The sequence below is a fragment of the Fischerella sp. JS2 genome (genome assembly GCF_032393985.1).
GTDB lineage: Bacteria > Cyanobacteriota > Cyanobacteriia > Cyanobacteriales > Nostocaceae > Fischerella.
This window is the reverse complement of sequence record NZ_CP135918.1, coordinates 802,845-826,308: the sequence shown is the minus strand read 5'-3', so window position 1 is coordinate 826,308 and position 23,464 is coordinate 802,845. Positions and strand designations below refer to the sequence as shown.

At 40.4% G+C, this 23,464-nt stretch carries 16 protein-coding genes; 13 read left to right on the top strand and 3 right to left on the bottom strand.

Translation table 11 applies throughout. From position 1 onward, the window contains the following. Positions 1-79 precede the first annotated feature (79 nt). The 13 genes from RS893_RS03500 (at position 80) to RS893_RS03440 (ending at position 19,405) form a co-directional block, all read left to right on the top strand. Positions 80-1,393, top strand: coding sequence for an NAD(P)H-dependent oxidoreductase (locus tag RS893_RS03500; protein WP_315789883.1), 1,314 nt, complete (start codon positions 80-82; stop codon positions 1,391-1,393). A gap of 950 nt (positions 1,394-2,343) precedes the next feature. Then, complete coding sequence (locus tag RS893_RS03495; RefSeq protein ID WP_315789882.1) at positions 2,344-3,444, top strand: glycosyltransferase; 1,101 nt, start codon at positions 2,344-2,346, stop codon at positions 3,442-3,444. A gap of 24 nt (positions 3,445-3,468) precedes the next feature. Further along, a complete protein-coding gene (locus RS893_RS03490) occupies positions 3,469-5,700 on the top strand; it encodes a polysaccharide biosynthesis tyrosine autokinase (protein ID WP_315789881.1) in 2,232 nt (743 codons plus the stop codon). Positions 5,701-7,057: 1,357 nt separating this feature from the next. Beyond that, positions 7,058-7,807: a heterocyst development glycosyltransferase HepC gene (gene hepC / locus RS893_RS03485; RefSeq protein ID WP_315789880.1), complete on the top strand. Its 750-nt coding sequence runs from the start codon at positions 7,058-7,060 to the stop codon at positions 7,805-7,807. A 183-nt stretch (positions 7,808-7,990) separates the two neighbouring features. Then, positions 7,991-9,838, top strand: a complete 1,848-nt coding sequence (hepA, locus tag RS893_RS03480; protein ID WP_315789879.1) for a heterocyst formation ABC transporter subunit HepA — start codon at positions 7,991-7,993, stop codon at positions 9,836-9,838. Positions 9,839-9,891: 53 nt separating this feature from the next. After that, positions 9,892-10,719: a class I SAM-dependent methyltransferase gene (locus tag RS893_RS03475; protein ID WP_315789878.1), complete on the top strand. Its 828-nt coding sequence runs from the start codon at positions 9,892-9,894 to the stop codon at positions 10,717-10,719. A gap of 195 nt (positions 10,720-10,914) precedes the next feature. Next, the gene (locus RS893_RS03470) at positions 10,915-11,889 is read left to right on the top strand and encodes a glycosyltransferase family 2 protein (RefSeq protein ID WP_315789877.1); all 975 of its coding nucleotides are present in this window, start codon (positions 10,915-10,917) and stop codon (positions 11,887-11,889) included. A gap of 280 nt (positions 11,890-12,169) precedes the next feature. Next, positions 12,170-13,144 carry a glycosyltransferase family 2 protein gene (locus tag RS893_RS03465; RefSeq protein WP_315789876.1) on the top strand — a complete coding sequence of 325 codons (975 nt, stop codon included), beginning with the start codon at positions 12,170-12,172 and terminating at the stop codon, positions 13,142-13,144. Between the two features lie 77 nt (positions 13,145-13,221). After that, a complete protein-coding gene (locus tag RS893_RS03460) occupies positions 13,222-14,106 on the top strand; it encodes a glycosyltransferase family 2 protein (protein WP_315789875.1) in 885 nt (294 codons plus the stop codon). Between the two features lie 201 nt (positions 14,107-14,307). Beyond that, positions 14,308-15,462, top strand: a complete 1,155-nt coding sequence (locus tag RS893_RS03455) for a glycosyltransferase family 4 protein (RefSeq protein ID WP_315789874.1) — start codon at positions 14,308-14,310, stop codon at positions 15,460-15,462. 327 nt (positions 15,463-15,789) lie between these two features. Next, on the top strand, positions 15,790-16,824 hold the full coding sequence (locus tag RS893_RS03450) for a glycosyltransferase family 2 protein (protein WP_315789873.1): 1,035 nt from the start codon (positions 15,790-15,792) through the stop codon (positions 16,822-16,824). Then, positions 16,821-17,789: a glycosyltransferase family 2 protein gene (locus tag RS893_RS03445; RefSeq protein ID WP_315789872.1), complete on the top strand. Its 969-nt coding sequence runs from the start codon at positions 16,821-16,823 to the stop codon at positions 17,787-17,789. The genes RS893_RS03450 and RS893_RS03445 overlap by 4 nt, the downstream gene beginning before the upstream one ends. 188 nt (positions 17,790-17,977) lie before the next feature. Beyond that, the gene (locus RS893_RS03440; protein ID WP_315791856.1) at positions 17,978-19,405 is read left to right on the top strand and encodes an O-antigen ligase domain-containing protein; all 1,428 of its coding nucleotides are present in this window, start codon (positions 17,978-17,980) and stop codon (positions 19,403-19,405) included. 55 nt (positions 19,406-19,460) lie between these two features. Here RS893_RS03440 and RS893_RS03435 read toward each other — a convergent pair whose 3' ends face one another. The 3 genes from RS893_RS03435 to RS893_RS03425 all read right to left on the bottom strand — a co-directional run bounded on the left by RS893_RS03435 (position 19,461) and on the right by RS893_RS03425 (position 23,340). Then, a complete protein-coding gene (locus tag RS893_RS03435) occupies positions 19,461-20,843 on the bottom strand; it encodes a cytochrome P450 (RefSeq protein WP_315789871.1) in 1,383 nt (460 codons plus the stop codon). A gap of 67 nt (positions 20,844-20,910) precedes the next feature. Then, complete coding sequence (locus RS893_RS03430; RefSeq protein WP_315789870.1) at positions 20,911-22,281, bottom strand: cytochrome P450; 1,371 nt, start codon at positions 22,279-22,281, stop codon at positions 20,911-20,913. A gap of 198 nt (positions 22,282-22,479) precedes the next feature. Then, positions 22,480-23,340, bottom strand: coding sequence for a DUF5331 domain-containing protein (locus tag RS893_RS03425; protein WP_315789869.1), 861 nt, complete (start codon positions 23,338-23,340; stop codon positions 22,480-22,482). Positions 23,341-23,464 lie beyond the last annotated feature (124 nt).

The following is a 23,464-nucleotide window of genomic DNA, read 5'->3' as shown; positions in this document are numbered from 1 at the left end:
TTCAGTTATATCAGACATAATTTTGTCCAATTTTTATCTGGCGAAAGTAATACAAAAGGATTAGCAAGGAGTTTAGGTAATGATTATTGTTGATCGCGCTTTAGCTGCTCGTGCAGAAGCAGGTAACCCCGTAAAAGTAGGTATGATTGGTGCAGGTTTTATGGGTCGGGGAATTGCTAATCAAATTGCTAACTCTGTTCCTGGTATGGAGTTAGTAGCTATCTCCAACCGCAACATTGATGCAGCGAAGCGGGCTTATTCAGAAGCAGGTATTGAAAATTTTCAAGTCGCGAATACTGTGACGGAATTAGAAGATGCGATCGCGAATGGAGGCTATACAGTCACCGAAGATGCAATGTTACTTTGCCGCGCCGAAGGTATTGATGCCTTAATAGAAGTTACTGGCGCTGTGGAGTTTGGCGCTCATGTAATCATGGAAGCGATCGCCCATCGTAAACATGTGATTATGATGAATGCGGAACTTGATGGCACGGTGGGCGCAATTTTGAAAGTTTACGCTGACAAAGCTGGTGTGATTCTCACCGCCTGCGATGGCGACCAGCCAGGGGTACAAATGAACCTCTACCGCTTTGTGAAAAGTATTGGTCTGACTCCTCTGTTGTGTGGTAATATTAAGGGCTTACAAGATCCTTATCGTAACCCCACTACCCAAGAAGCATTTGCCAAGCGTTGGGGGCAAAAAGCCCACATGGTTACTAGCTTCGCCGACGGCACAAAAATTTCCTTTGAGCAGGCGATCGTTGCCAACGGTACAGGCATGAAGGTTGCTAAGCGGGGAATGCTGGGATACAGCTTTGATGGTCATGTCGATGAAATGACCAAAATGTATGACGTTGACCAACTTAAGGAACTTGGCGGTATCGTTGATTATGTAGTTGGTGCAAAGCCAGGTCCAGGAGTATTTGTATTTGCGACTCACGATGATCCCAAGCAACGTCATTACCTCAACTTGTACAAATTAGGTGAAGGGCCTCTATATAGCTTCTATACTCCTTACCACCTCTGTCACTTTGAGGTGCCGTTGTCCGTGGCTCGGGCTGTTCTGTTCCAAGATTATGTCTTAAGTCCCTTAGGCGCTCCCATTGTTGATGTTGTCACCAATGCCAAAATAGACCTAAAAGCAGGTGAAACCTTGGATGGCATTGGTTATTACATGACCTATGGACAGTGTGAAAACTCTCATGTAGTTCAACAGCAAAATCTCTTACCAATGGGTTTAGCTGAAGGATGCCGTCTCAAACGAGATATTCCTAAAGATCAAGTCCTGACTTACGATGATGTGGAGTTGCCAGAAGGTAGACTTTGTGACAAACTTAGAACTGAGCAAAATGCTTATTTCGCTTCGTCTAAAACCTTGACAGCTGTTGGGTAATTAAAGTAGCGCCAAATAAAAGCAAAATAAAAATATTGTTTTGTTTATGTAAAGACGCGAAACTTCGCGTCTTTGCTATACAGGTAAGAATATTGCGATCGCTTCTCTAAACCATGTGAAGTACCTACAGACTGCGCTTATACCATTTCCCTTGTCTTGTCCTCCTTGTCTCCCTGGCTGCCAAATAAATCTCTTGCAAAAGTCTAACTAACCCTCTCAATTACTCCAACTAACCCTCTCAATTACTGCGCAAGGTGGTAATAAATCTTACTCCCTCCCTGAAATGGGAGGGTTAAGGAGGGGTTATTTTTATTTTTGCAAGAGGTCTGTTAATGAAATATCTGCAAAAAGAATAAAAATTTATAATAAACGAATGTATTCTTAGTGAATATCCCCTCCAACATAGGGTAAATTGGGGTATCTCATTAGTAAATCCCACAAAAATTAAAGTTTTTGTAAACAAGATCATATAATACTAAACTTTTTCTCCCATTTCAAGGAAAATCTCGGTATGAACACTTTAAAAACACCAATCAAAAAATCACTGATGCCAATTTTCAATAAATTACCACTAAAGCTACTTGACAAGCTAGTAAGGTACTCCTTAGAAAATTCTTTGAATTGGTCAATCGGTAACAATACAGTTAAAAAAACATCATATATCCTTATTATCTAGATAAGCACAATGCATAGCTCGTCTAACTTGAGGGTGAAGTCCTAGAAACCCTTACCCAAGCGATCGTTTCTTGTTTGTACAGGCTAGGGAACTTCATCAAAAATTTATAAAAACCGGAATTTACAGGGAACTTTTAAAACTTGAAAGTCATATCAGGATTTTCTTATGCACAGATTGTATTTAAAGATGTGTTAACGAATAACTAAGCATGAGTATGGTGTTAAGAATTTATTTTTCAGTTAATGCTGTTGTATAGACTCAACTTACAAAGAATATGAAAGTAGCTTTAGTCCATGATTACTTAACCCAGCGAGGGGGCGCAGAAAGAGTCTTTGAATTACTTTGTAAACGCTACCCCCAAGCAGACATCTACACGTCTTTGTATGACCCCCAACAAACAATCGATTTGGGTGAACGGATTGTCAATACAACTTTTTTGCAAAATATTCCTGGCGCTGCTAAATATTTTCGCCTCATGGCTCCTTTTTATTTTCCAGCCTTTCGTGCTTTAGACTTACAGGAATATGATTTGATAATTAGTAGTAGCACTAGTTTCGCTAAAGCAGTGCGAAAAAGCCCTTCAGCAAAGCATATTTGCTTTTGTCATAACATCACTCGTTTTTTATGGGATACAGAAACATATTTACGGGAGTACGGAGATTATAGATACTTTGCTCCTTTAATCGAACAAGTTTTTCAAGTGATGAGAAAGGTGGATCTTGCATATGCACAAGAACCAGACCTTTACATAGCAAATTCCAGCGTTGTAGCCCGTCGTATTCAAACTACTTACGGCAAAAAAGCTATTGTTATTAATTATCCTATTGATACTAGTAAATTTGTTTTTACAAAGTCCAAAGAAGATTACTATCTAGCCTCAGCTCGGATGATCAGCTACAAACGTCTTGATATAATAGTCGAAGCTTTTAATTGGCTGGGATGGCGATTATTAATATCAGGAGATGGTCCAGAGCGAGAACGCTTACAATCGAAAGCTCTTAGTAATGTAGAGTTTTTAGGACACGTCCCAGATGCCCAACGTACACAATTGTTCGCTAAAGCTAGCTCCATTATAGTAGCAGCTCTAGAAGATTATGGATTAGTTCCAGTAGAGGCAAATGCTAGTGGCACACCGGTAATTGCCTATGGAGCAGGTGGAGTATTGGATACTCAAATACCTGGTAAAACTGGTGTATTTTTTAAGAGGCAAACACCTGAATCCATTCAAGCAGCTCTACTAGAAGCCAGGGAAATTGATTGGGATTACGAAGACATTCGTAATCATGCAGTGGCAAACTTTTCAGAGGAAGCTTTCTTTAGTAAAGTTGACCAAGTTGTTGATCAAGCTTGTAATTTAAACATTTCACTAGTTTGACTTGTTAGCTGAGGGATAGTAAACGTGATTCAATCCAGTCTGAGTCCCCATGTAAATCCAGTTAATGAAACAGAACCGGGTTATGGGCAAATCTTTGCGGTACTCATCCGCAGACTTCCTTGGTTTTTAGTAGTATTTATCACTTGTATTGCTGGTGCGGCTTTGATCACCAAAAGAACACCACCAACATACAAAAGCTCAATGCAACTGTTGGTGAAACCTAACTATGAAGGTAATACACAAGGAACACCAACTACAGGAAGTTCTTTTACCGATTCTAACGTTGTAATTGATACTGCGACTCAGTTGAATATCATGCAAAGCTCGGTGCTTATTCAACAAGCAGTTGACAAACTCAAGCCAGAGTACCCAGATATAACAGTAGACGAGATTCAGAGCGCTTTGGTATTAAATCAATTAAGAACAAGAGAAGACAATCTTGCCACCAATATTTTTCAAGCGGAATATACCGATACAGATCCAGATAAAACACAAAGAGTTCTAAATGCAATTAGACAAGTATATTTGGAATACAACCAACAACAACAAGCTGAGCGTTTAAGAAAAGGTCTAAGAGTTGTCCAACAACAGTTAAGAGACACCGTAGAAGAAGTCAATAGAGCAGAAGCAAACTTACAGCGCTTTCGTAGAAATCAAAATTTAATTGACCCAGAAGCACAGGCAAAATCTCTAGAAGATAATTTAAACGCTATTCTTCAGGACCGACGCACAACTCGCGCTCAATATGAAGAGGCAAAAGCTCGTTATGCATCTTTGCAACAACAGTTGCAAAGTACTCCACAAAATGCCCTTGTAGAGGCTCGTTTAAGTCAGTCTACCCGCTATCAAGCATTACTCAACGAAATCCAAAAAACGCAATTAGCCTTAGCACAGGAACGCTTGCGCTTTACTGATCAAGCTCCCAGTGTGATCAAGCTAGTAGAACAACTGCAACAACAGAAAGAATTGTTGCAACAAGAAGCAGGAAATACTTTAGGAGCACAACAGGCTAATGTCAATGCCTCAGGAGGTAATCTGCTTAACCAAGGGCAGAAGAGCGAAATTGACCTGACTCTTGCTGGTCAGTTAGTAGAAACACAAACCAATTTACTCGCCTTGGCAGCTCGTGACCAAAGTTTAGCCCAAAAAGAACAACAGGTACGTGATGAACTCAAAGGTTTTCCAGCCAAATTAGCTGAGTACAGTCGCCTACAACCTCAAATTCAACTTGGTCGTGAAAGACTGCAAGAACTGTTAAAGGCACAACAACAGTTACAGCAGGAACTTGACAAAGGAGGATTTAACTGGCAAGTTGTAGAGCCACCCCGCAAGGGTATCTTTATGGGCCCCAACCTCAAGCAAAATTTGATGTTGGGTGCAGTTGTTGGGCTGATGTTAGGAGGTGTTGCTGCCTTTATTCGTGATGCATCTGATGATTCTGTTCATACTACTGCTGAATTAGAAAGGCAGACTGCTTTACCAGTATTGGGAACTACTCCCAAACTGCCACCTGCTAAAACTAGAGAATCAGTCTTCAAGTTACCCTTTGGTAAGCCAGAGGTACTTGCACCTTGGACAATTCAGGTTCTGCAATCCCCTCCACGTTGGGAATCACTGGATCTGATTTATAAGAATATTGAACTTTTAAATTCAGTTTCCACCTTCAAATCTTTGATGGTGACTTCGGCGTTACCTGATGAAGGTAAATCAGGTTTGGCTTTGGGTTTAGCAATGAGTGCTGCTCGTTTACACAAACGAGTATTACTCATTGATGCTAACCTACGCGCTCCCAACTTGCACAAACAACTCAATCTTCCTAACGAACAAGGACTTTCCACTTTACTGGTGAGTGAGTCTACTCTACCCAATCAAATTAGTATTCCTTCTGCTGGCTCATCCTACATAGATATTTTGACAGCTGGTCCCGCACCAGCCGACCCAGCTAATTTGTTGAGTTCCCCCCGCATGGAAGAATTGATGGCTGCCTTTGAAGAGAACTATGATTTGGTAATTGTAGATGCTCCTCCGGTTCTCGGTTTAGTAGATGCTCTACTCACAGCCTCAGCTTGTCGTAGTGTGGTCATGGTAGCCAGTATTGGTAGAGTCACAAGGACTCAACTAGCACAAGCTACAGCTATGCTTAGTAGATTAAATCTCATTGGTGTTGTAGCAAATGGAGTATCAGATTCTGGCAGCACCTATGTACCTTATGCAAAACAACACTCACTTGCATTGCAAAGAGCAATAGAAGAATAGCCAATCGAAATTAATGGTTCACAGTTAGCGCTACTTAAGGGTAGCGCTAATTTTTCATTAGATCTTTTCAGAAAGGAATTATAACTTGTCCATTGGAATACTTGTATAGAGTTCGGTTAATCACTAATAACAAAAAACCTCACCCCTAGCCCCTCTCCTTGGTAAGGAGAGGGTTGACGAAGGCTATTAATTTTACATCTAGCTCGAAAATAGGGATTGAGGATTAACTTAACAGCAAACCGATAATCTATCGGTGTCCATCTGTGTTTATCTGTGTTCGTTAATTTTTCATCCCCTCGTTGTGGGCAATAGCCCGTGTAGTTCTAGCTTGAAAATAAGGCAGAGGGCATAAGGGATAAGAATTTTCATGTTTAGTTGTGTACCAATATTCATGATTGACTGTTTTGCAAATGGTTGTAGAGGTGTAGGAGTTAAATTTTTATTTCCTTGTCATAAGCATAATTGCCTATGGAGCCTAGTTAGCTTTTAGCCCTAAATTTATTTGAGGGCGGGATATTTGCTTTGCAAGACAGATATGAAGCGAGTACTTGCGATCGCGAGTGCGTGCTGCAACAGATGCAATAAACACAATTTTTCTCCTACACCCTTACACTCCCATACCCCCTTTTTGAAAACAGGTGCACAGGTGGCGATCGCCTGAATGGAACAAACAAGTCAAATCCGTCAAATCCTCACCTCTTCTGCCTCCTGCCCTCTGCCTTCTTACTTAAGAGTACCTAACTGTATTACTCTATTACTCTCAAGCCTATCGTCCTCCGTGTGTAAATGCTGACCTTAACATTTTATGTAGTACGTGAACTAAAACTTCCAAATTAAGCAATGCTTTCTCTGCCTGAAATTATATTTGTTCGTAATAATTAAAATTTTGTGAATTGCTAAATTATTTTTCAAGAAAAATCATTTACGTAGTTTCATCACAGAAGAAATTCATAGTAACTTAATATTTTTTTGTGAAACACGCAATCTCTTTAAAGAGTAAATAAAGAATTTATTTTTATGACCGCGATTCTTACTGAGTCTTATATCCTAGATATTGAAGCACATTGATTCCAAAATTAAAAGTACAAAATGAAAAAAAAATTCAAGTTTAAAAACGTATTTTTTAGATCAATCAAAAGATAAACGATATCTTTAACTTCTTATAAATATCTAGCTTATCAAACAGGAATTTAATAAACAAGATGTGTAGATGTCTATATGACAATTCATCTTGTTTTTTAATTAAATAATCCCTAGTTTGATTCTAAATAAAAGAGTGAGAATTAAGATCAGATTCTTTGGCGCAAAGGCCTTTGATATCAGGTCAGTAATCTACCATAAGTATAACTTAAAACATATGACTACTTCAATAATTTCATCTTTAGACACTTGCTACGGTGAAACTCAAACACAAAGAGATGATCACCACCCATACTGCACACTTGTATGGCGACGGGATCAGTTGTTAGTAAAGCCTTTAGGAAAATTAAAGCAACCATATCTGCCTGTATTAGATAATGAGCAATTACTAGTAGAATGCTTAAAACATTCTTCAGTTAAGTTAGTTCGTATAGATCCAAAACTAGGGGAAGCGAAGCTGAACCTTTGGGCTAATGCCTGTGAGCAAGCATCTAAGCCTATATACTTACGTATAAACTCTGGTAAAAATTACTATATATCAGAAAGTCCTCTATTGAAAGCCTTGAAGCGGCTAGGAGATAGGATTGTCGCCTTATTGTTGTTGCTAGTAATAAGTCTGATCGCATTAGGATTAGGATTATTAATGCAGCTGTCTTCCTCAGAACCGATTTTGGAGAGGGAGTGGCACGTTGGCGAACGGGGTAGGTTATTTCGGGGATTTAAGTTTCGCACCACACCAGTAAGTAAAAAAACAGGATTACACAATCTGCCATTGATATTAAATGTACTACGGGGTGAAATGAGTTTAACAGGACCCCGTTGCTGGACATTAGCAGAAGCGCTAGAGCTAAGTGTCAAAGAACAACAACAGCTAAATCAACTACCAGGAGTTGTGGGTTCATGGCAGGTAGAGGAAGCAGAGTCCAATCAGTTGATTTTGGATTCAGTAAATAGCTTTGAACTGTAATGTTCGTATACTTGCTGGTCTATGTAGAGTAGGATGTAATCATCCTACTTCTTACTACATCTAGAACTAGGAAAATGACATAGATATTCTCTAATATTTCTCATCCGCTTGATAGTTGCTTCATGCTTGAGTGCTAAAGATTTAACGTGTATGCGCTACTATCCCGAACTTTTATAGAAAATTATGCCCCGACAAATATCTCTGTTAACCCGTAGGTTAGTGCAAGCTACTAGTTTTTGGAAAAATAACCGCTTCATTTTACGAGAGTTTAAGCATTTCCGACGACTTGTAATTGCTGCTTTGGTTTTCTCGTTTTTGGCAGCAACTTTTGAAGGCTTCGGTTTGGGTTTTTTACTTGCTTTTCTACAAAGTTTAACAAGCCCAAATGCCGAACCTGTAAAAACAGGTATTCAATGGTTTGATGTCTCTATTTTAGGAGTAAATGCTTCTGCTACAGAACGACTATATAGAATATCAGCATTAATCATCTTTACTACTTTTATACGTATTTCCTTAAGCTATACTGCCCAGATTTGCAACCAGTTTTGTGAAGTTCATTTGGCAGATAACTTATGTAAACGTATTTTTGAACAGTTACAAGCTCAAAGCTTAGTCTACTTTGCCAAAAAGCGATCTGGTGAATTAATCGATATTCTGACTACTGAAATTTTAAGAGTGAGACAAATTTTTGGAGGTCTAGCTTTTCTGACCACCAGGGCTTTAACTCTACTGATTTATTCTATATCGCTGTTTGTCTTATCATGGCAATTAACAGTTGTTTCATTTCTATTATTTAGTTTGATAGGAGTTGGTGTTTCCACACTGAACAAACGAATTAGAGAAATTAGTTTTGGTATTTCTATTGCTAACGGCAAATTTACTGCAACTTCTTTAGAATTTCTCAACGGTATTCGTACAGTTCAGGCATCTTCGACTCAAGACTTTGAGCGCAAGAGATATTATCAAGCTAGTGAAAACGTCGTCAAAGCGTGGAAAAAAAACTTTTTAATTTCTAATATTCCTAAACCAGTAGCAGAAGCTTCATCGACAATGATCATGGTTAGCATGATTATTTTTGTCGTGACCAGTGGCTTCATGCAAATTGGCGAATTATTAACTTTCTTTTTTGTGCTATTTCGGATCATCCCGATTATTCAAGACTTGAATGGAACGACAGCTTTTATCAGTAGCCAAGGAGGAGCAATAGATAATATTCAAAATTTGCTTAAACCTGATGATAAAGTTTATTTTCAAAATGGCAAAATTGAGTTTCGGGAGTTGCAAAGAGCAATTGATGTAGTTTCTGTAGATTTTGGTTATGATCGCGAGAATTTAGTCTTGCATAACATCACACTTTCCATCGAAAAAGGCAAAATGACAGCACTGGTTGGATCTACTGGTGCAGGAAAATCAACCCTAGCTGATTTAATCCCTCGCTTCCACGATCCCACAGAAGGAAAGGTTTTGGTCGACGGAGTTGATGTACGAGAATTTGAAATTGATTCTTGGCGACGCAAAATGGCCGTAGTCAGTCAAGATACATTTATTTTTAATACCTCTATCCGCAACAATATTGCCTACGGTACACCAGGGGCAACCGAAGCAGAAATTCGAGAAGCCGCACGCTTAGCAAATGCACTTGATTTTATCGAAGAAATGCCCGAAGGTTTTGATACAGTGTTAGGCGATCGCGGTGTGCGGTTATCCGGAGGACAAAGGCAACGAATAGCCATTGCTAGAGCTTTATTACGCAATCCCCAAATTCTCATTTTAGATGAAGCCACAAGTGCTTTAGATTCAGTCACAGAGAGGTTAATTCAAGAATCTCTGGAAAAACTTTCTGCTGGTCGAACAGTGATTGCGATTGCTCACCGCCTTTCTACAATTGCCAAAGCAGATAAAGTAGTTGTGCTAGAACAGGGTCGAATTGTAGAACAAGGCAAGTATCAAGATTTACTCGAGCAACGTGGTAAACTCTGGAAATATCACCAGGCTCAGTACGAGTCTAATCAGGGTAGCTCTACAACTTAGTCTGAATTTAGTAAATCCCTGCTATTTATATCAATCCCTATATGGAGCAACATATGGAGCAACTATCTACAACTCAAACTTCTCAAGTAGAAAATTCTGACTATCAAACACAAACTCTCCTGCAAACCAGCATCGCTGCTGGGCATTTGGGAGCAAATGCGATCGAATACAGCAAGGAGATGTCTGATGAGGAAGAACACCAGCAATTTCAATGGGCTAGTCAAAAAATTTCCTTGCTGATTGAAACACTCAAGCAAATACCCAACCGCAAACGGGTAGCAGATATTGGGTGTCGTACTGGTGGACAAGCAGCCTACTACAAAGCCCAAGTCGGTGAGATTACCGAAATGCATGGCTTTGACATTTCCGAAGCGCCCTTAGAGGTAGCTAAAAGAGCTGGTATCCTTACGCATGTTTGGGTAAGTGGAGAATCTGCTTGTCCTGTAGAAGATAACTTCTTTGATGTGATCATTGCTGGTGACATTATTGAACACTTAATGGACACCGACGTATTTTTACAAGAATTGCGGCGTGTACTTCGTCCAGGTGGATATTTGCTGATCACTACTCCCAACATCGCTTGGTGGTGGAATCGTATCCGTCTGTTATTTGGTAAAGTTCCTGCTAATATTGCTTCAGTTTCTTTTCGGGCTTCTCTTGATCCAGCTGTAGACTGCAAGCATCTACGCGTCAGTGTTAATAGCGAATGGTTGCACCTATTTGCACTACATGATTATGAGTGTGTATCAATTACTGGGTACAACTATCCTAAATTATTGCGCTGGCCTTTCAACTTTTTTGATCATCTGCTTCAGCGCGATCCCTCGCTGGCACACAGCAATCTGTTTGTGTTGAGAAAACCGCTTTCCCAAAGCTGCTAAAGCAGGATTCAATCTAGCCTTCTGTAAATTTCAGGAGGCTTTTATAAAAATCAGTGTCTATATTGACATTTGCCCAAAAAAGTAGAGTTGGCTAGATACTGACTCTACTAATAAATAAAACCTCACTGCTCCTGAAAATTTTGCTAACAAATTAACCCATCTATAAGCTTTAAACCCTAATTTATACAACTAAAAATGTTAGTTACCGTAATTATTTCTAACTATAACTACGCTCGCTACCTATCTGCGGCAATAGAATCGGTTTTGGCACAAACTTACACAAACTTTGAAATCATTGTTGTTGATGACGGTTCTAAAGATCATAGCCATGATGTCATCAACCAATACGAACAGCGATCGCCACATCAGGTGAAAGGTATTTTTCAAGAAAACCAAGGACAAGGTGCTGCATTTAACACAGGATTTGCAGCAGCAAGAGGTGAGATCATTGCCTTTTTGGATGCCGACGATGTTTGGAAGCCCAATAAATTACAACGTATTGTTGAGGCATTCCAAGACTCAAACACAGTTGGCGTCATGCATCAATTGGAAAGTATCGATGCTGAAGACAAATTACTAGATACAAATTATACAAGAGGTCGAGTCCCCAATATAGAATTAGCACAATTGATCCTAGATACAGGTAATGCTTGGTACTATCCTCCCACTTCTGCCTTAGCTTACCGTCGCAATGCTTTAGCAAAAGTAATGCCAATCGATACAAAAACTTGGCGGTTGTGGGCTGATGGTTGTCTCGTTTATTGCACTGCTTTTTTAGGTACAATTCAATACCTCAAAGAAGTTTTGGGTAGTTACCGCCTACATGGTAAAAACTATCACGCTAGCCAACAAAATCCGGTGTTAACTAGTGAAGAGCAAGCTAGTTGGCAAGCGGCAATGGAGACTACTAACCAAGGGGTAAATGCCTTTTTAGAGCGTATAAATTATCCTGCTAGAGTCAACCTGATGCGGAACCTTGACTACCGACGTACTCTTTATTACTGGCAAGGCAAATGGAATGCACGGGAAATGCTGGCTATTTCTAGTATGATTATGCGCTATCCTTTCTACACTCCTACAGAGCGAGTATATTTCCTTTTGCGATTTCTACTCAAGAGTATAGGCTTGATAATGCGACCGCATTCCCAGTTAGAAAAAATATCAACTTAGTAGTAAAAGATACTTAATCAATAACACAGTAAAACTACCATCAGACTATTTACTAAACATACTTAGCAATATTTCCCAGGGACACCAGTAGTTCGTAGTTTGCTCACGCAAAAAACCCTTCAGTAAATCTTCACATTTTTGCTCAAATTCAAGCAGCCCTCACCTATAGTCAATGCCTTCGTGTTGTGCGATCAGCTTCTCGCTTATTCTTATTAAGAAGTACACTTTCGTTACTACGAAAAACCACACCTGATACCTAATTGCATACATAGTTAAAACTATGAATATCAATTCTCAATCACAAACTCCCTTAGTAAGCATTATTACCCCGACCTACAACCGTCCAGATTACTTAAAGCAAGCTCTCAAAAGTGCTATCAGCCAAACCTATCAAAATATTGAAATTATTGTTTCTGACAATTGCAGTCCGGAAAATCCCCAAGCAATTGTGGAATCATTTAATGACCCACGTATCCGTTTCTCCCGCAATGAAACTAACTTAGGTATGCTCCCTAACACCATTAAAGCTTTTAAAATGGCACGGGGAAAATATGTTGCGGCTTTGCTTGATGACGATTTATGGGAAGAAGATTTTTTAGAAAAACTTGTTCCTCCATTAGAAGCAAATCCGAATTTAGTCCTAGCTTTTTGTGACCATTATGTAATTAATGCTGATGGCACAATTGATTATGAACTGACAGAACATTGTTCGCAATTATTTAAACGGGCGGAGTTATCTGAAGGTATTTACCAACCTTTTTATAAACTTGGTTTAGTAGATCAAGCAGTAGCTTCAGCAATGGCTGCTGTTATTCGTAAAGATACCATAGATTGGGATAGTATTCCTCCAGAAGTAGGTGGATCATGGGATGTTTATTTAACTTATTTGTGTTGCCGTACAGGCATGGGAGCCTACTATTGTCCTCAAAAATTAACCAGATACCGCAGGCATGATCAAACAGAAACAATGCAAAGCGGTAAACGCAATTACCAAGCGAAAATCCGTAAATCTCAGGCAGATATATTTTGCTTGGAGATATTTATGCAAGATGAAAATCTCCAAGAGTTTAAAATCTATTTTCAACAGCAATGGGTAAAAGTCAGTACAAGCTTAGGAATTGGCTTATTGCGAGCTGAACAAACTAAACAAGCACGTCCATATCTTTGGCGTTCCTTACGTCAACAGTTGAATTTACGGACTATAGCTGCATTGATGCTGAGTTTTACTCCTCCGAAAATAGCCGCTAAGTTTTAAAAAAATACGGAAATATTTCTGGCTATTTGAATATCTAAAACATGTAGTTATTTATTAATATATAGAGGTAAAAATAAATGCGAGTTTCCGCTTGCGTCACAACTAGAAATCGTACAGAATCATTAGATATTTGCCTACAAGCACTGTGGAATTCTCAAATCAAACCCCATATGGTAGTTGTTTCTGACGACTCTACCGACCCTGAAGTACAACAGGCAAATTACCAAGTTGTGCAGAAATATCCAGGCACAATTTATATCCAAGGGCCTCGTCGTGGTGTCTGTGCCAACCGCAACAATGCAGTTAATGCCATCCCAGAATCGGAAACTGACTTTGTTGCTTTTGTTGATGATGATATTTTGGTACAGCCAGACTTTTTTAGTTTGGCGATCGCAAAATATTTGCAAATGTCAACACAAGAGAAAAATTCAACTATTTTAACAGGTACTAGCAAAAACGACTCCGTCCAATTTTTTCCAGCTAGACTCACATTCCAAGGGCATTTTTTACCCACTCATGATACTCCTCAAACTGTAGTTATTCACGCGACTTTATTCCCCAAACAATTTTTTACCCAAGAACAGTGGGATGAAAATATATTTTTTGGTTACGAAGATGCTGAACTCGCTTTGCGAGCAATTAAGCGTGGTTACAAGATTTTATATTGCCCAGAATTACAGGCAGATATTAATCCAGTAGAAAGCGTTTTAGCAACGGGTACAATTGCTACTGGTATTGGTGGAATTAACAATTATGATTTACATGTCGAAGCAGCTCGACTTTATATTGGCATCAAACGCTATAAAGATTTGTTCCCCAATCCTTTGAAATTAATAGCATTTGTGTTCATATACTTTTTACAAATGTCAAAATACTTGTTAGAACACAAAGCTATCCATGCTTGGCCAGAAATTGTGCGTCGTTCTCATATCCAAAGATTATTACTGCCATCTGAAACTTGAAAATTATTAAAGAAGGCAGAGGGCACAAAGAAGCTCACAGTGTAGGTTTTTCATACAAGGGTGAGCTAGAACTCTTATTTGAGGGCAGTTATAAGCTTTTTCTTCCTTGTCCTTCTTGTCCCGCTTCCAAGGTTTTTATAAAAAACCTACACTTGTCAGCGTTCCCCGTTCCCTTTTACTTTTAGAGGATAGTTAAACATCGTGAAACTTTGCATTGTTACCCACAATGTTGTTAAAGGTAATGGTCAAGGTCGGGTCAATTATGAAGTCGTCTGGGAGGCAATTCGTCGGGGTTATCATGTGACTCTAGTAGCCAGTGAAGTGGCATCATCGTTACAGCAGCATAGCCAAGTGAGATGGATTTGTGTTTCAGTTCAAGGCTGGCCGACAGAAATTCTTCGCAACATGATTTTCTCTTGGCGGAGTGGTAACTGGTTGCGTCAACATCGTTCTGAGTTTGATTTAATTAAAGCCAATGGTGCAATTACAACCTTTCCGGCTGATGTAAATGCAGTGCATTTTGTACATAGTTCTTGGCTGAAATTCTCCAGTAAGGGAACTATGCCTAAGTCTGTGAAGAATATATTAAATCCACGCTCAGTTATATACGGTTTTTACCAATGGCTATACACAGCTATGAATGCACGTTGGGAAAAATTAGCTTTTCAGCAAGCACAGGTAGTTGTAGCAGTCTCTGATAAAGTTGGTAAGGATTTGTTGACAATTGGTGTACCGCCAGAACGCTTACAAGTAATCGTCAATGGCGTTGATCTGCAAGAGTTTTCACCCGGAGTAAGCGATCGCCAAAAATGGAACCTCCCCCAAAATGTACCTTTAGCGCTGTTTGCTGGGGATATTAGAATTCCTCGTAAAAATCTGGATACGGTCTTACATGCCTTGGTCAAAGTACCAGATTTGCATTTGGCAGTTGCGGGAATTACTGAAGGTAGCCCCTATTTGCAACTGGCGGCATCTCTGGGGTTAAATGAGCGAGTGCATTTTCTGGGACTTTGCCGTGATGTCCCGGAGTTGATGAGAGCAGTAGATTTTCTGGTCTTTCCTTCCCGCTATGATCCTTTTGGATTAGTAGTGATTGAGGCTATGGCTTGTGGATTACCTGTGATTACGGCCGTGACTACAGGTGCAGCAGAATTGGTGCAGCCAGAAGCGGGCATTGTGCTATCAGATCCTAATGATACCGAAGCTTTAATACAGGCACTATCGTCTTTAACAAGCGATCGCACCTTGCGGAGTCAAATGGGTAAGGCAGCCCGGACTATTGCTGAACAACATAGTTGGCAGTTGATGGCAAAGAGTTACGTAGATTTATTTGAAGAGTTAGTTAAATCAATTTAAAGATCAAAAAAAGTAGTAGGAAATAGCACTGTTGAACATGAATATTGACTTGATATATTTCTAACAACAAGATATCTATATTAATGAACCACAAAAGGTACAAAAAACGAAGGATTTAACAGTTGATTTTTAATTGGTAATACCAATCCTCTATAAACTTGCACTTCATGGATAACTCTGTCTTCGTTTGCGTTCTTGGCGCTCTCGGCAGTTCTTTATAAATATTAAGTGCATCTTCAATAAAGAAATAGTATTAGAGGGTAATTGAGTTACTTTCACCCTCTTTACTTTTAGCTTATACACTTTTACTTTTTAAAATATATTCCTATGCCAGAATTACCATCAGTTGCTATTTGTATCCCTACCTATAACCAAGCTCAATATCTGCTAGAGTCTGTAGGTACTGCCGTAGCTCAAACTTATCCAAATGTAGAAGTCTGGGTTGCTGATAACGCCAGTACTGACAATACACCAGAGGTAATGGCACAGTTATGTCAGCAATTTCCTCAAATTCGATATTATCGTCATTCTGAAAATCTGGGAATGACCCCTAACTGTAATTGGGTTTTGAGTCAGCCCAAAACCGATTATGTGATCCGCCTTGATTCAGATGATGCGATCGCACCTCGTTATGTAGAGACTTTAGTAACTCTCATGCAAAAATATCCAGAGGCTGGCTGGGGTCATGTCGCCACTCAGGAAATTGACGAACGGGGCCAAAAACGAGCCATCCGTAGAGTCGTAAGAAAGCATGAGTTTCAAAGTGCAGATGATGCACTACAAGCATCAGTTTCGGGACTGCGGACTGCTTCTAGCATTTTTATATTTAAAGCTCAAGCTTTGCGAGAAGTTGGGTTTTATGGCGATGGCAGCCTTAAGTACAGCGAAGACTATGATTTAGCAGTGAGAATGTCCGATGCTGGATATGGCAATGTCTACTCGGATGATATCTTAGCTGAGTACCGCGTTTGGACAGATACCCAAAAAATACGTCCCAAGCGCAAAGGTGATCAACTGCAAGCTTATGTTTGGATTTACAAAAAAAGCTTCATGCCTGCCTTTCAAAGAAGAGGTTGGGATACCAAAGTTATTGATAAATGTCGGCAAAAGATGGCATTGATTCATGCTGCTGCTTGTTTTTCTCCGATTTTCACAACCGCAGAAAGAGCAGAACTAATTGCTTTATTAAAAGAATTGGGTGATTCGCCGGCATTGCGGTTGCGTATTTTTGCTTGCTCCTTTGGTCTTGGTCCGATGTTTGATTGGCAACATCACATGGAATTAAAATTAAAAGGTATGGTTAAAGGCTGGTTAAGTTGGCTCAAAAGTTCTTCAAAAGTTAGCGCAGGTGTCAGCCCATGATGATAATCAGCGTCATGATTCCTACCTACCGTCGTCCCCAGGATTTGGCGCGGTGTCTGGAAGCACTAGAGCAACAAACTCGTCAACCCGAACAAGTTGTGGTAGTGGTGCGTGACACAGATACTGATACTTGGTCTTTTCTCCAAGATTATCATCCCCAAGCCTTCAGCTTAGAAGCAGCGACAGTAAAAGTCCCTGGTGTAGTTGCCGCAATGAATGTAGGTTTAGATGCAGCCAGGGGAGATATGATCGCCATCACCGATGACGATGCTTCACCCCATCCAGATTGGTTGGCACGCATAGAAGCCCACTTTTTGTCTGATACTCACATCGGTGGTGTCGGTGGTCGGGATTTGGTGTACGTGGGTAATGAACTCATCTATAAAGGTGAGTCAGAAGTAGTAGGAAAATTACAGTGGTATGGACGTGTAATAGGCAACCACCACAAAGGTATCGGTGCAGCGCGAGAAGTAGACGTACTCAAAGGTGTGAATATGGCGTATCGTCGTAGTGCGATCGCCGGGCTACGCTTTGATGAACGTATGCTTGGTACAGGAGCGCAGGTACACTTTGAATTGGCATTTAGCCTAGCATTGCGGAGTCAAGGCTGGAAACTCATTTATGATCCCCTGATAGCTGTGGATCACTACCCAGCCCGGCGCTTTGATGAAGACCAACGTAATAACTTTAATCACCTTGCCTGGAAAAACGCTGTACACAATGAAACCCTAGCCCTACTGGAATACTTACCACCTTTGAGGCTAGTGATATTCATACTTTGGGCTACAGTTGTTGGTACACGTACGGCTTTTGGTTTGCTACAGTTATTGCGATTTTTGCCCCAGGAAAAAACCTTAGCATGGCAAAAATGGCTGGCATCTATGCAAGGACGCACACAAGCTTGGCAAACTTGGCTTTCTCGTCAAAGCTTCACATCATCAGCGAAAGCCCAGCAAGCTTCATGAAGGCAGAAGGCAGAGGGCAGATGGCAGATGGCAGATGGCAGAGGGCAGATGGCAGAAGGATAAATACTAATACTTCATACTTCACCCTACTCTACGAGAAGCCGAAGAAGGCGCGTCTACATACTTCATACTTCACCCTTCCCCCTTTACCGACTTCTGTAAGAAGTCTATTATGTTGGAGAACCCCGGTGACTTACAGGCAGGCTAATTTGACTAGTTACGCAACAACAAGCTCACAGCAACAACAACCACTACTAGGTTGGTTAGCAATTGTAGGGCTAGTGCTGGTTGTAGTAGCATCTACTTTTGCTGCTGGTGCGGCTGCTCGCCCAATTTATGTTGTGGGTACTTTAGGTGTAGGGATTTTCCTGTATCTGCGGTATCCCTTGCTTTATATTGGCTTGGTTTGGTGGATGTGGTTTCTTACACCCTTTATTAGTCGCCTTATAGATTACCGCAGTGGTTTTGATGCTAGTCGCTTTTTATTAGTATCACAATATTTAGTAACCCTCCTTACCTTACATACCGCCTTAAAAAATCTTCCCCAATCTTCTCGTAAAGGTGGAATGCCCTTTGTACTAGCGTTTTTGGGTGTATTTTATGGCTTCTTAATCGGATTTGTGAAAACTACACCCTTCACCGCAGCTAGGGGTATGTTAGATTGGTTAACCCCACTGAGTTTTGCTTTCTTTATATTTATCAAGTGGCGAGAATATCCCCAGTACCGTCAAAGCATGATCCGTATATTTCTCTGGGGAGTTTTGGTGACAGGGATTTACGGCGTTTTCCAGTTCATGACTGCTCCAGAGTGGGATAAGTTTTGGTTAGAAAGCACAAAACTCAAAAGTTTTGGAGATCCTGAACCTTTTAAAATTCGTGTTTGGAGTACGATGGCGTCGCCAGGACCTTTTGCCAGTATGATGATGACTGGCTTGCTGTTGCTATTTACTAGCACTGAATTTATACGTATTCCAGCCGCAGCAGCAGGTTACTTGGCGTTTTTGCTGACAATGGTGCGGACTTTGTGGGGATGCTGGGTAGTAGGAGTATTATCCCTGCTGTCTTCACTCAAACCAAAAATTCAAATGCGTCTGATGGTAACTGTTTTGGTTATGGCTATCTGCGTTGTGCCGTTGACTACTATGGAACCATTCTCTGAAGCAATTGCCACCCGCTTAGAAACTCTTAGTAATCTCGAAGATGATAACAGCGCTCAGGTGAGGCAAGGGATTTATCGAGACGGATTAACCAAAGCAATGACTAATATCTTGGGGAATGGCATCGGCAATACTTTCGTTGTGAATGAAAAAGGCGTCTTAGAACCAATTGTGATTGATAGCGGTATTTTAGATATGTTTTTTACGCTGGGTTGGTTTGGCGCTATTTTTTATTTGGGTGGATTAATTTTGCTGTTGTTTCAGGTATTCCAATTTACAGAACCAAGTTTTGATCCTTTTATGGCTGCTGCGCGTGCCATTGCTCTTGCTGGTTTTGCGAGTCTCCCACTTGGTAGTGCAATGCTCGGAGTTTCTGGTATGATGCTTTGGGGATTTTTAGCTATTGTCTTGGCAGGACACAAGTATTATGTAAACCAACGCAATCCTGGGGTAAACTAATCGGCTTTAACAGTTAACAGTTATCAGTTATCAGTCAAAAGTGATCAATTACTGATCACTGTTCACTGGTAACTGATTGAAGCTGTTTACTAGCGAGCGAGTTTTTGTCTATCACTATCATCGGCACACCACCAGTAGGTGTAGTAGCAACGCCACGACGGACAGGACGTATAGGACGATGATTTACCAAATCTAGTTGCCAGTGTGACAAAATATTTGCCAAGACAAGTTTCATTTCAAACAGTGCAAAAGCCATACCTATACAGCGACGGCTACCACCACCAAAAGGTAAAAATTCGTAGGGTGAAAATTGTCTCTCTAAAAAGCGTTCTGGTTGAAACTGCTTTGGTTGTGGATAGATATCCTCACGGTGATGGGCTAAATAAATACAAGGTGCGAAATACGTACCCGGCTCAAAGTTGTAACCCATTAGCTGCAATGGTGATTTTAAAATGCGAGTAAAAGTAAACAGACCAATGGGGTATATACGCAGTGTTTCTTGGCAAACTGCCGTGAGATAGGGTAACTTAACAATCTCGCTAGGATCTGGATGATCACCAATGCTTGCCAGTTCTTGTAAAAGTTTTTCCTTGACTGTCGGTTGCTTATGAATCCAATATAAAGCCCATGCTAAAGCAGAAGCGGTAGTTTCATGACCTGCCAAGAGTAATGTCATTAATTCGTCGCGCAATTGTTGATCTGTCATTGTTTGTCCAGATGCATCACGCGCCGACATCATTAAACTCAAGATATCTTCACCAGATGAGTGGGATTGCTGACGGCGTTCTTGAATTTCGGCATAGATTAGTTTGTCCACTTGCTCTCGCTGGCGGATAAAGCGTCCCCAAGGACTCCAAGAACCTAAATCTTTTTGCAGTACCTTCAGAAACAAGAAACTCGACTTAATTGGTGAGTCAAAAGTATCGAGTATCTTGCTCAGAAGTCGCTGCAACTCCTCGAAACGTTGTCCTTCATCCACACCAAAAACAGCACGGAGGATAACTCGCAGGGAAATTTCTTGCAGGATGGAACGGGCGACGAAAGTCTTACCGATAGTCCAATGAGCAGTAACTTTCTCGGTGATGTCACAAATTAACTGACCGTAGGTTCGCATTCTCTCCCCATGAAAAGGAGGAGTCAATAAACGTCGCTGACTTTGGTGGCGATCGCCATCCATTAATAACAGCGAGTAATCACCTACTAAAGGATGTAAAATCTGATTAGCTTGTCCAGCATCAAACGATTTGGAGTCAGCAGTCAAAATTTCTTGAATTGCCTGGGGATGACTCACAACAACTAATGGCGGAAACCCAGTTATGCGAGTGGTAAAGCAGTCTCCGTAACGCTTGGCGTTTTCTTCTAAAGTTTCTAGAGGACGAAGCAGTACATTGATAAGTTGTACTAAGGGTAGTGTACGTGGGCCATCAGGGAGTTTCATAATAGCTTTTTTAAAACAGTTTAGATTTAGACAGTTTTACAACCACCATTACCTAAACTATCAAAATTCATCCAGAAATAGCTTCTGGTATACGAGACTCGACTTGACGCTGATTGTTCACAACCATTTGAATGGGACGATCTGGCCCTGTTACCAAGCCTCGACGCTTTGGTTTAACATTAGAGTTATCTACTAGTCCTAATTCTAAACGTGAAAGAATTGTCGCTAGTATTAATTTCATTTCAAATTGAGCAAAAGCCGCACCGATACAACGCTTTGCACCACCACCAAAGGGTAAAAATTCGTAGGGTGAAAATTGTCTCTCTAAAAAGCGTTCTGGTTTAAATTGCTTTGGTTGTGGGTATAAATCTTCACGTTGATGAGTGAGATAAATAGATCCTATTACCCGTGTACCTGGTTCGAGTTCGTATCCACATAAAGATAAGGGTTGCTGAACTACACGGGGAAAAGTCAGCATTCCTACAGGGTAGATACGCAAGCTTTCGTTACACACTGCATTGAGATAGGGTAACTTGAAAATACTATTAGAGTCAGAGCGATCGCTAACACTATCAAGTTCTTGTAATAGCTTTTCGCGTACTGCTGGCAATTTGTGAATCCAGTATAATGTCCAAGTTACGGCTGTAGCAGTAGTTTCATGACCTGCTGTTAACAAAGTCATTAACTCATCACTTAACTCTGCATCGGTCATCGGTTGACCTGTTTCATCCCGTGCTGCAATCAATAAACTTAGGACATCTGTATGTGAAGAGTTAGCTTCTTCTCGCCGTGCTTGAATTTCTTCGTGTAGAAGTTGGTAAACTCGCGATCGCCGACGTAGGAAGATTCCCCAAGGAGTCAACGGGCCTAAATCTTTTTGTAAAGCCGGAAAATAAAGCATCAAAGCCCGTAAAGGCGAACTGCCGCCGCGATTGAGCATTAAAGTCAAAAGTTCTTCCAATTCTTGAGCGCGGGGACTATCATACAATCCAAACACTGCTTGCATGATAATCCGCATTGTGATCGCCTGCATGGCAGGATGGACATAAAATGTTTGACCTATTTGCCACTGGCTAATAATTTCTTCTGTAACCTTGGTAATTACTTGAGCATAGGTTCGCATTCTCTCACCGTGAAAAGGAGGCATCAACAACTGACGTTGACGCCGATGCACTTCACCACTAACAGTAATTACAGAATTCTTACCGACAAAAGATTCAAATAACGGATCGCCGGGGGCTGCAAATTCTTTAGTATCGCTAGTCAAGATCTGCTGTAGCGCTTGGGGATTACTCACAAAAACTACAGGGCCTGTTAACTGTAATGTAAAGATATCTCCATAACGCTGAGTACAGTCTTCCATATATTTCATAGGACTATTGATCCACTGAAACATCTGTACTAGCTGAGGGGTTTTTGGGCCGTTTGGTAGTTTCATACGCTTTTTTTGCTGCATTGCTGCTTTATGCCACTGCTATTAAGTGTAGTAAATTCAGGGCTAATGCGAGTTTGGCAAATTCAGGTGTATGAGCAAGCGATCGCAAACTAATTACATATCACACTACCCTTCATCGTGTAATGTTAAGTTGCACTCAAATGAAAAATTTTGCGACCCTGATGATTTATAAAAAAATACTTAAAACCGAGTGTAAATAGCTTCGTCATTCTCCCATCCAACACCTTGGCAAAAGTCATCTACCCAGGAGGTGAGTCGAGATTTTTGCTTCGCAGGTACTTGATTAACACGATCTGTCAGGTCTTGTTGTGGTATATGTGCTAACTTAGGTTTGTTGTCCACCCTACTGCTAGCAATTACAGATGATACTGGCTGACTTTCCTTTTTAATATTACTAATAAGTAGGAGCGATCGCACAGGTTTACTAATTTTTTCGGTTTTACTAATTACTGTCAGCAGTGGCACAGACTTACTATTGCTTTCAGCTTTAGCAATAACTGCAAGTGCAGGTAAAGCTTTGACGTTGTTGGTTTTATCAATGACTGCTAAAGCAGGTACCTGCATACTTCTACCTTCAAATTTACTTACCACACTCAGCAATGGTACAGATTTTTTTGGATTTTGTATTTGTGTATTTTCTATACCTTCTTGGGATGAGGGTAACTTCCCTGATGCAATTGTAGTTTGAGGTTGGGAATCAACCTTTCCATTAGTTGAGGTTTCGGTAAGTATTTTCTGCTGGACTATATCTGTATCGTTATGGTCTTCTGCAATTAAATGTAATTGTTCTTCAGGATTAAAATTCAAACCCAAAGCTGTAACTATTTTATCGGGGTTATTATAGAGTTCCGAAAGCAAAGGCAAAATTTCATCTAGTTCTGGTTCTAAAACTGAAATAGTTGCCAAAATAAAGCCAGAGGAAGGGCGACGTTGTCCATCGTAAGTTCCCCAGATTCGTATTTTTACTAACCAGGGACGATTTTGAAAATAATATTTTACCCACTTTAGTTTTAAGGATTCACGTAGCTGTTGAATATTCATGAAATGTCTCGCTTCAGTCAACAAAAGTGCTGGCAGAAATTCCTACAGGTAATGAATAAAACTTATTTGTTAAATTTCTTGCACAAATTATTTTTTACCCCACCCTAACCTTCCTCGCAAGCGG

Coding starts and splice junctions, on each gene's coding strand:
- RS893_RS03500 (WP_315789883.1), top strand. CDS start 80: ATGATTATTGTTGATCGCGCTTTAGCTGCTCGTGCAGAAGCAGGTAAC.
- RS893_RS03495 (WP_315789882.1), top strand. CDS start 2,344: ATGAAAGTAGCTTTAGTCCATGATTACTTAACCCAGCGAGGGGGCGCA.
- hepC (WP_315789880.1), top strand. CDS start 7,058: ATGACTACTTCAATAATTTCATCTTTAGACACTTGCTACGGTGAAACT.
- hepA (WP_315789879.1), top strand. CDS start 7,991: ATGCCCCGACAAATATCTCTGTTAACCCGTAGGTTAGTGCAAGCTACT.
- RS893_RS03475 (WP_315789878.1), top strand. CDS start 9,892: ATGGAGCAACTATCTACAACTCAAACTTCTCAAGTAGAAAATTCTGAC.
- RS893_RS03470 (WP_315789877.1), top strand. CDS start 10,915: ATGTTAGTTACCGTAATTATTTCTAACTATAACTACGCTCGCTACCTA.
- RS893_RS03465 (WP_315789876.1), top strand. CDS start 12,170: ATGAATATCAATTCTCAATCACAAACTCCCTTAGTAAGCATTATTACC.
- RS893_RS03460 (WP_315789875.1), top strand. CDS start 13,222: ATGCGAGTTTCCGCTTGCGTCACAACTAGAAATCGTACAGAATCATTA.
- RS893_RS03450 (WP_315789873.1), top strand. CDS start 15,790: ATGCCAGAATTACCATCAGTTGCTATTTGTATCCCTACCTATAACCAA.
- RS893_RS03445 (WP_315789872.1), top strand. CDS start 16,821: ATGATGATAATCAGCGTCATGATTCCTACCTACCGTCGTCCCCAGGAT.
- RS893_RS03435 (WP_315789871.1), bottom strand. CDS start 20,843: ATGAAACTCCCTGATGGCCCACGTACACTACCCTTAGTACAACTTATC.
- RS893_RS03430 (WP_315789870.1), bottom strand. CDS start 22,281: ATGAAACTACCAAACGGCCCAAAAACCCCTCAGCTAGTACAGATGTTT.
- RS893_RS03425 (WP_315789869.1), bottom strand. CDS start 23,340: ATGAATATTCAACAGCTACGTGAATCCTTAAAACTAAAGTGGGTAAAA.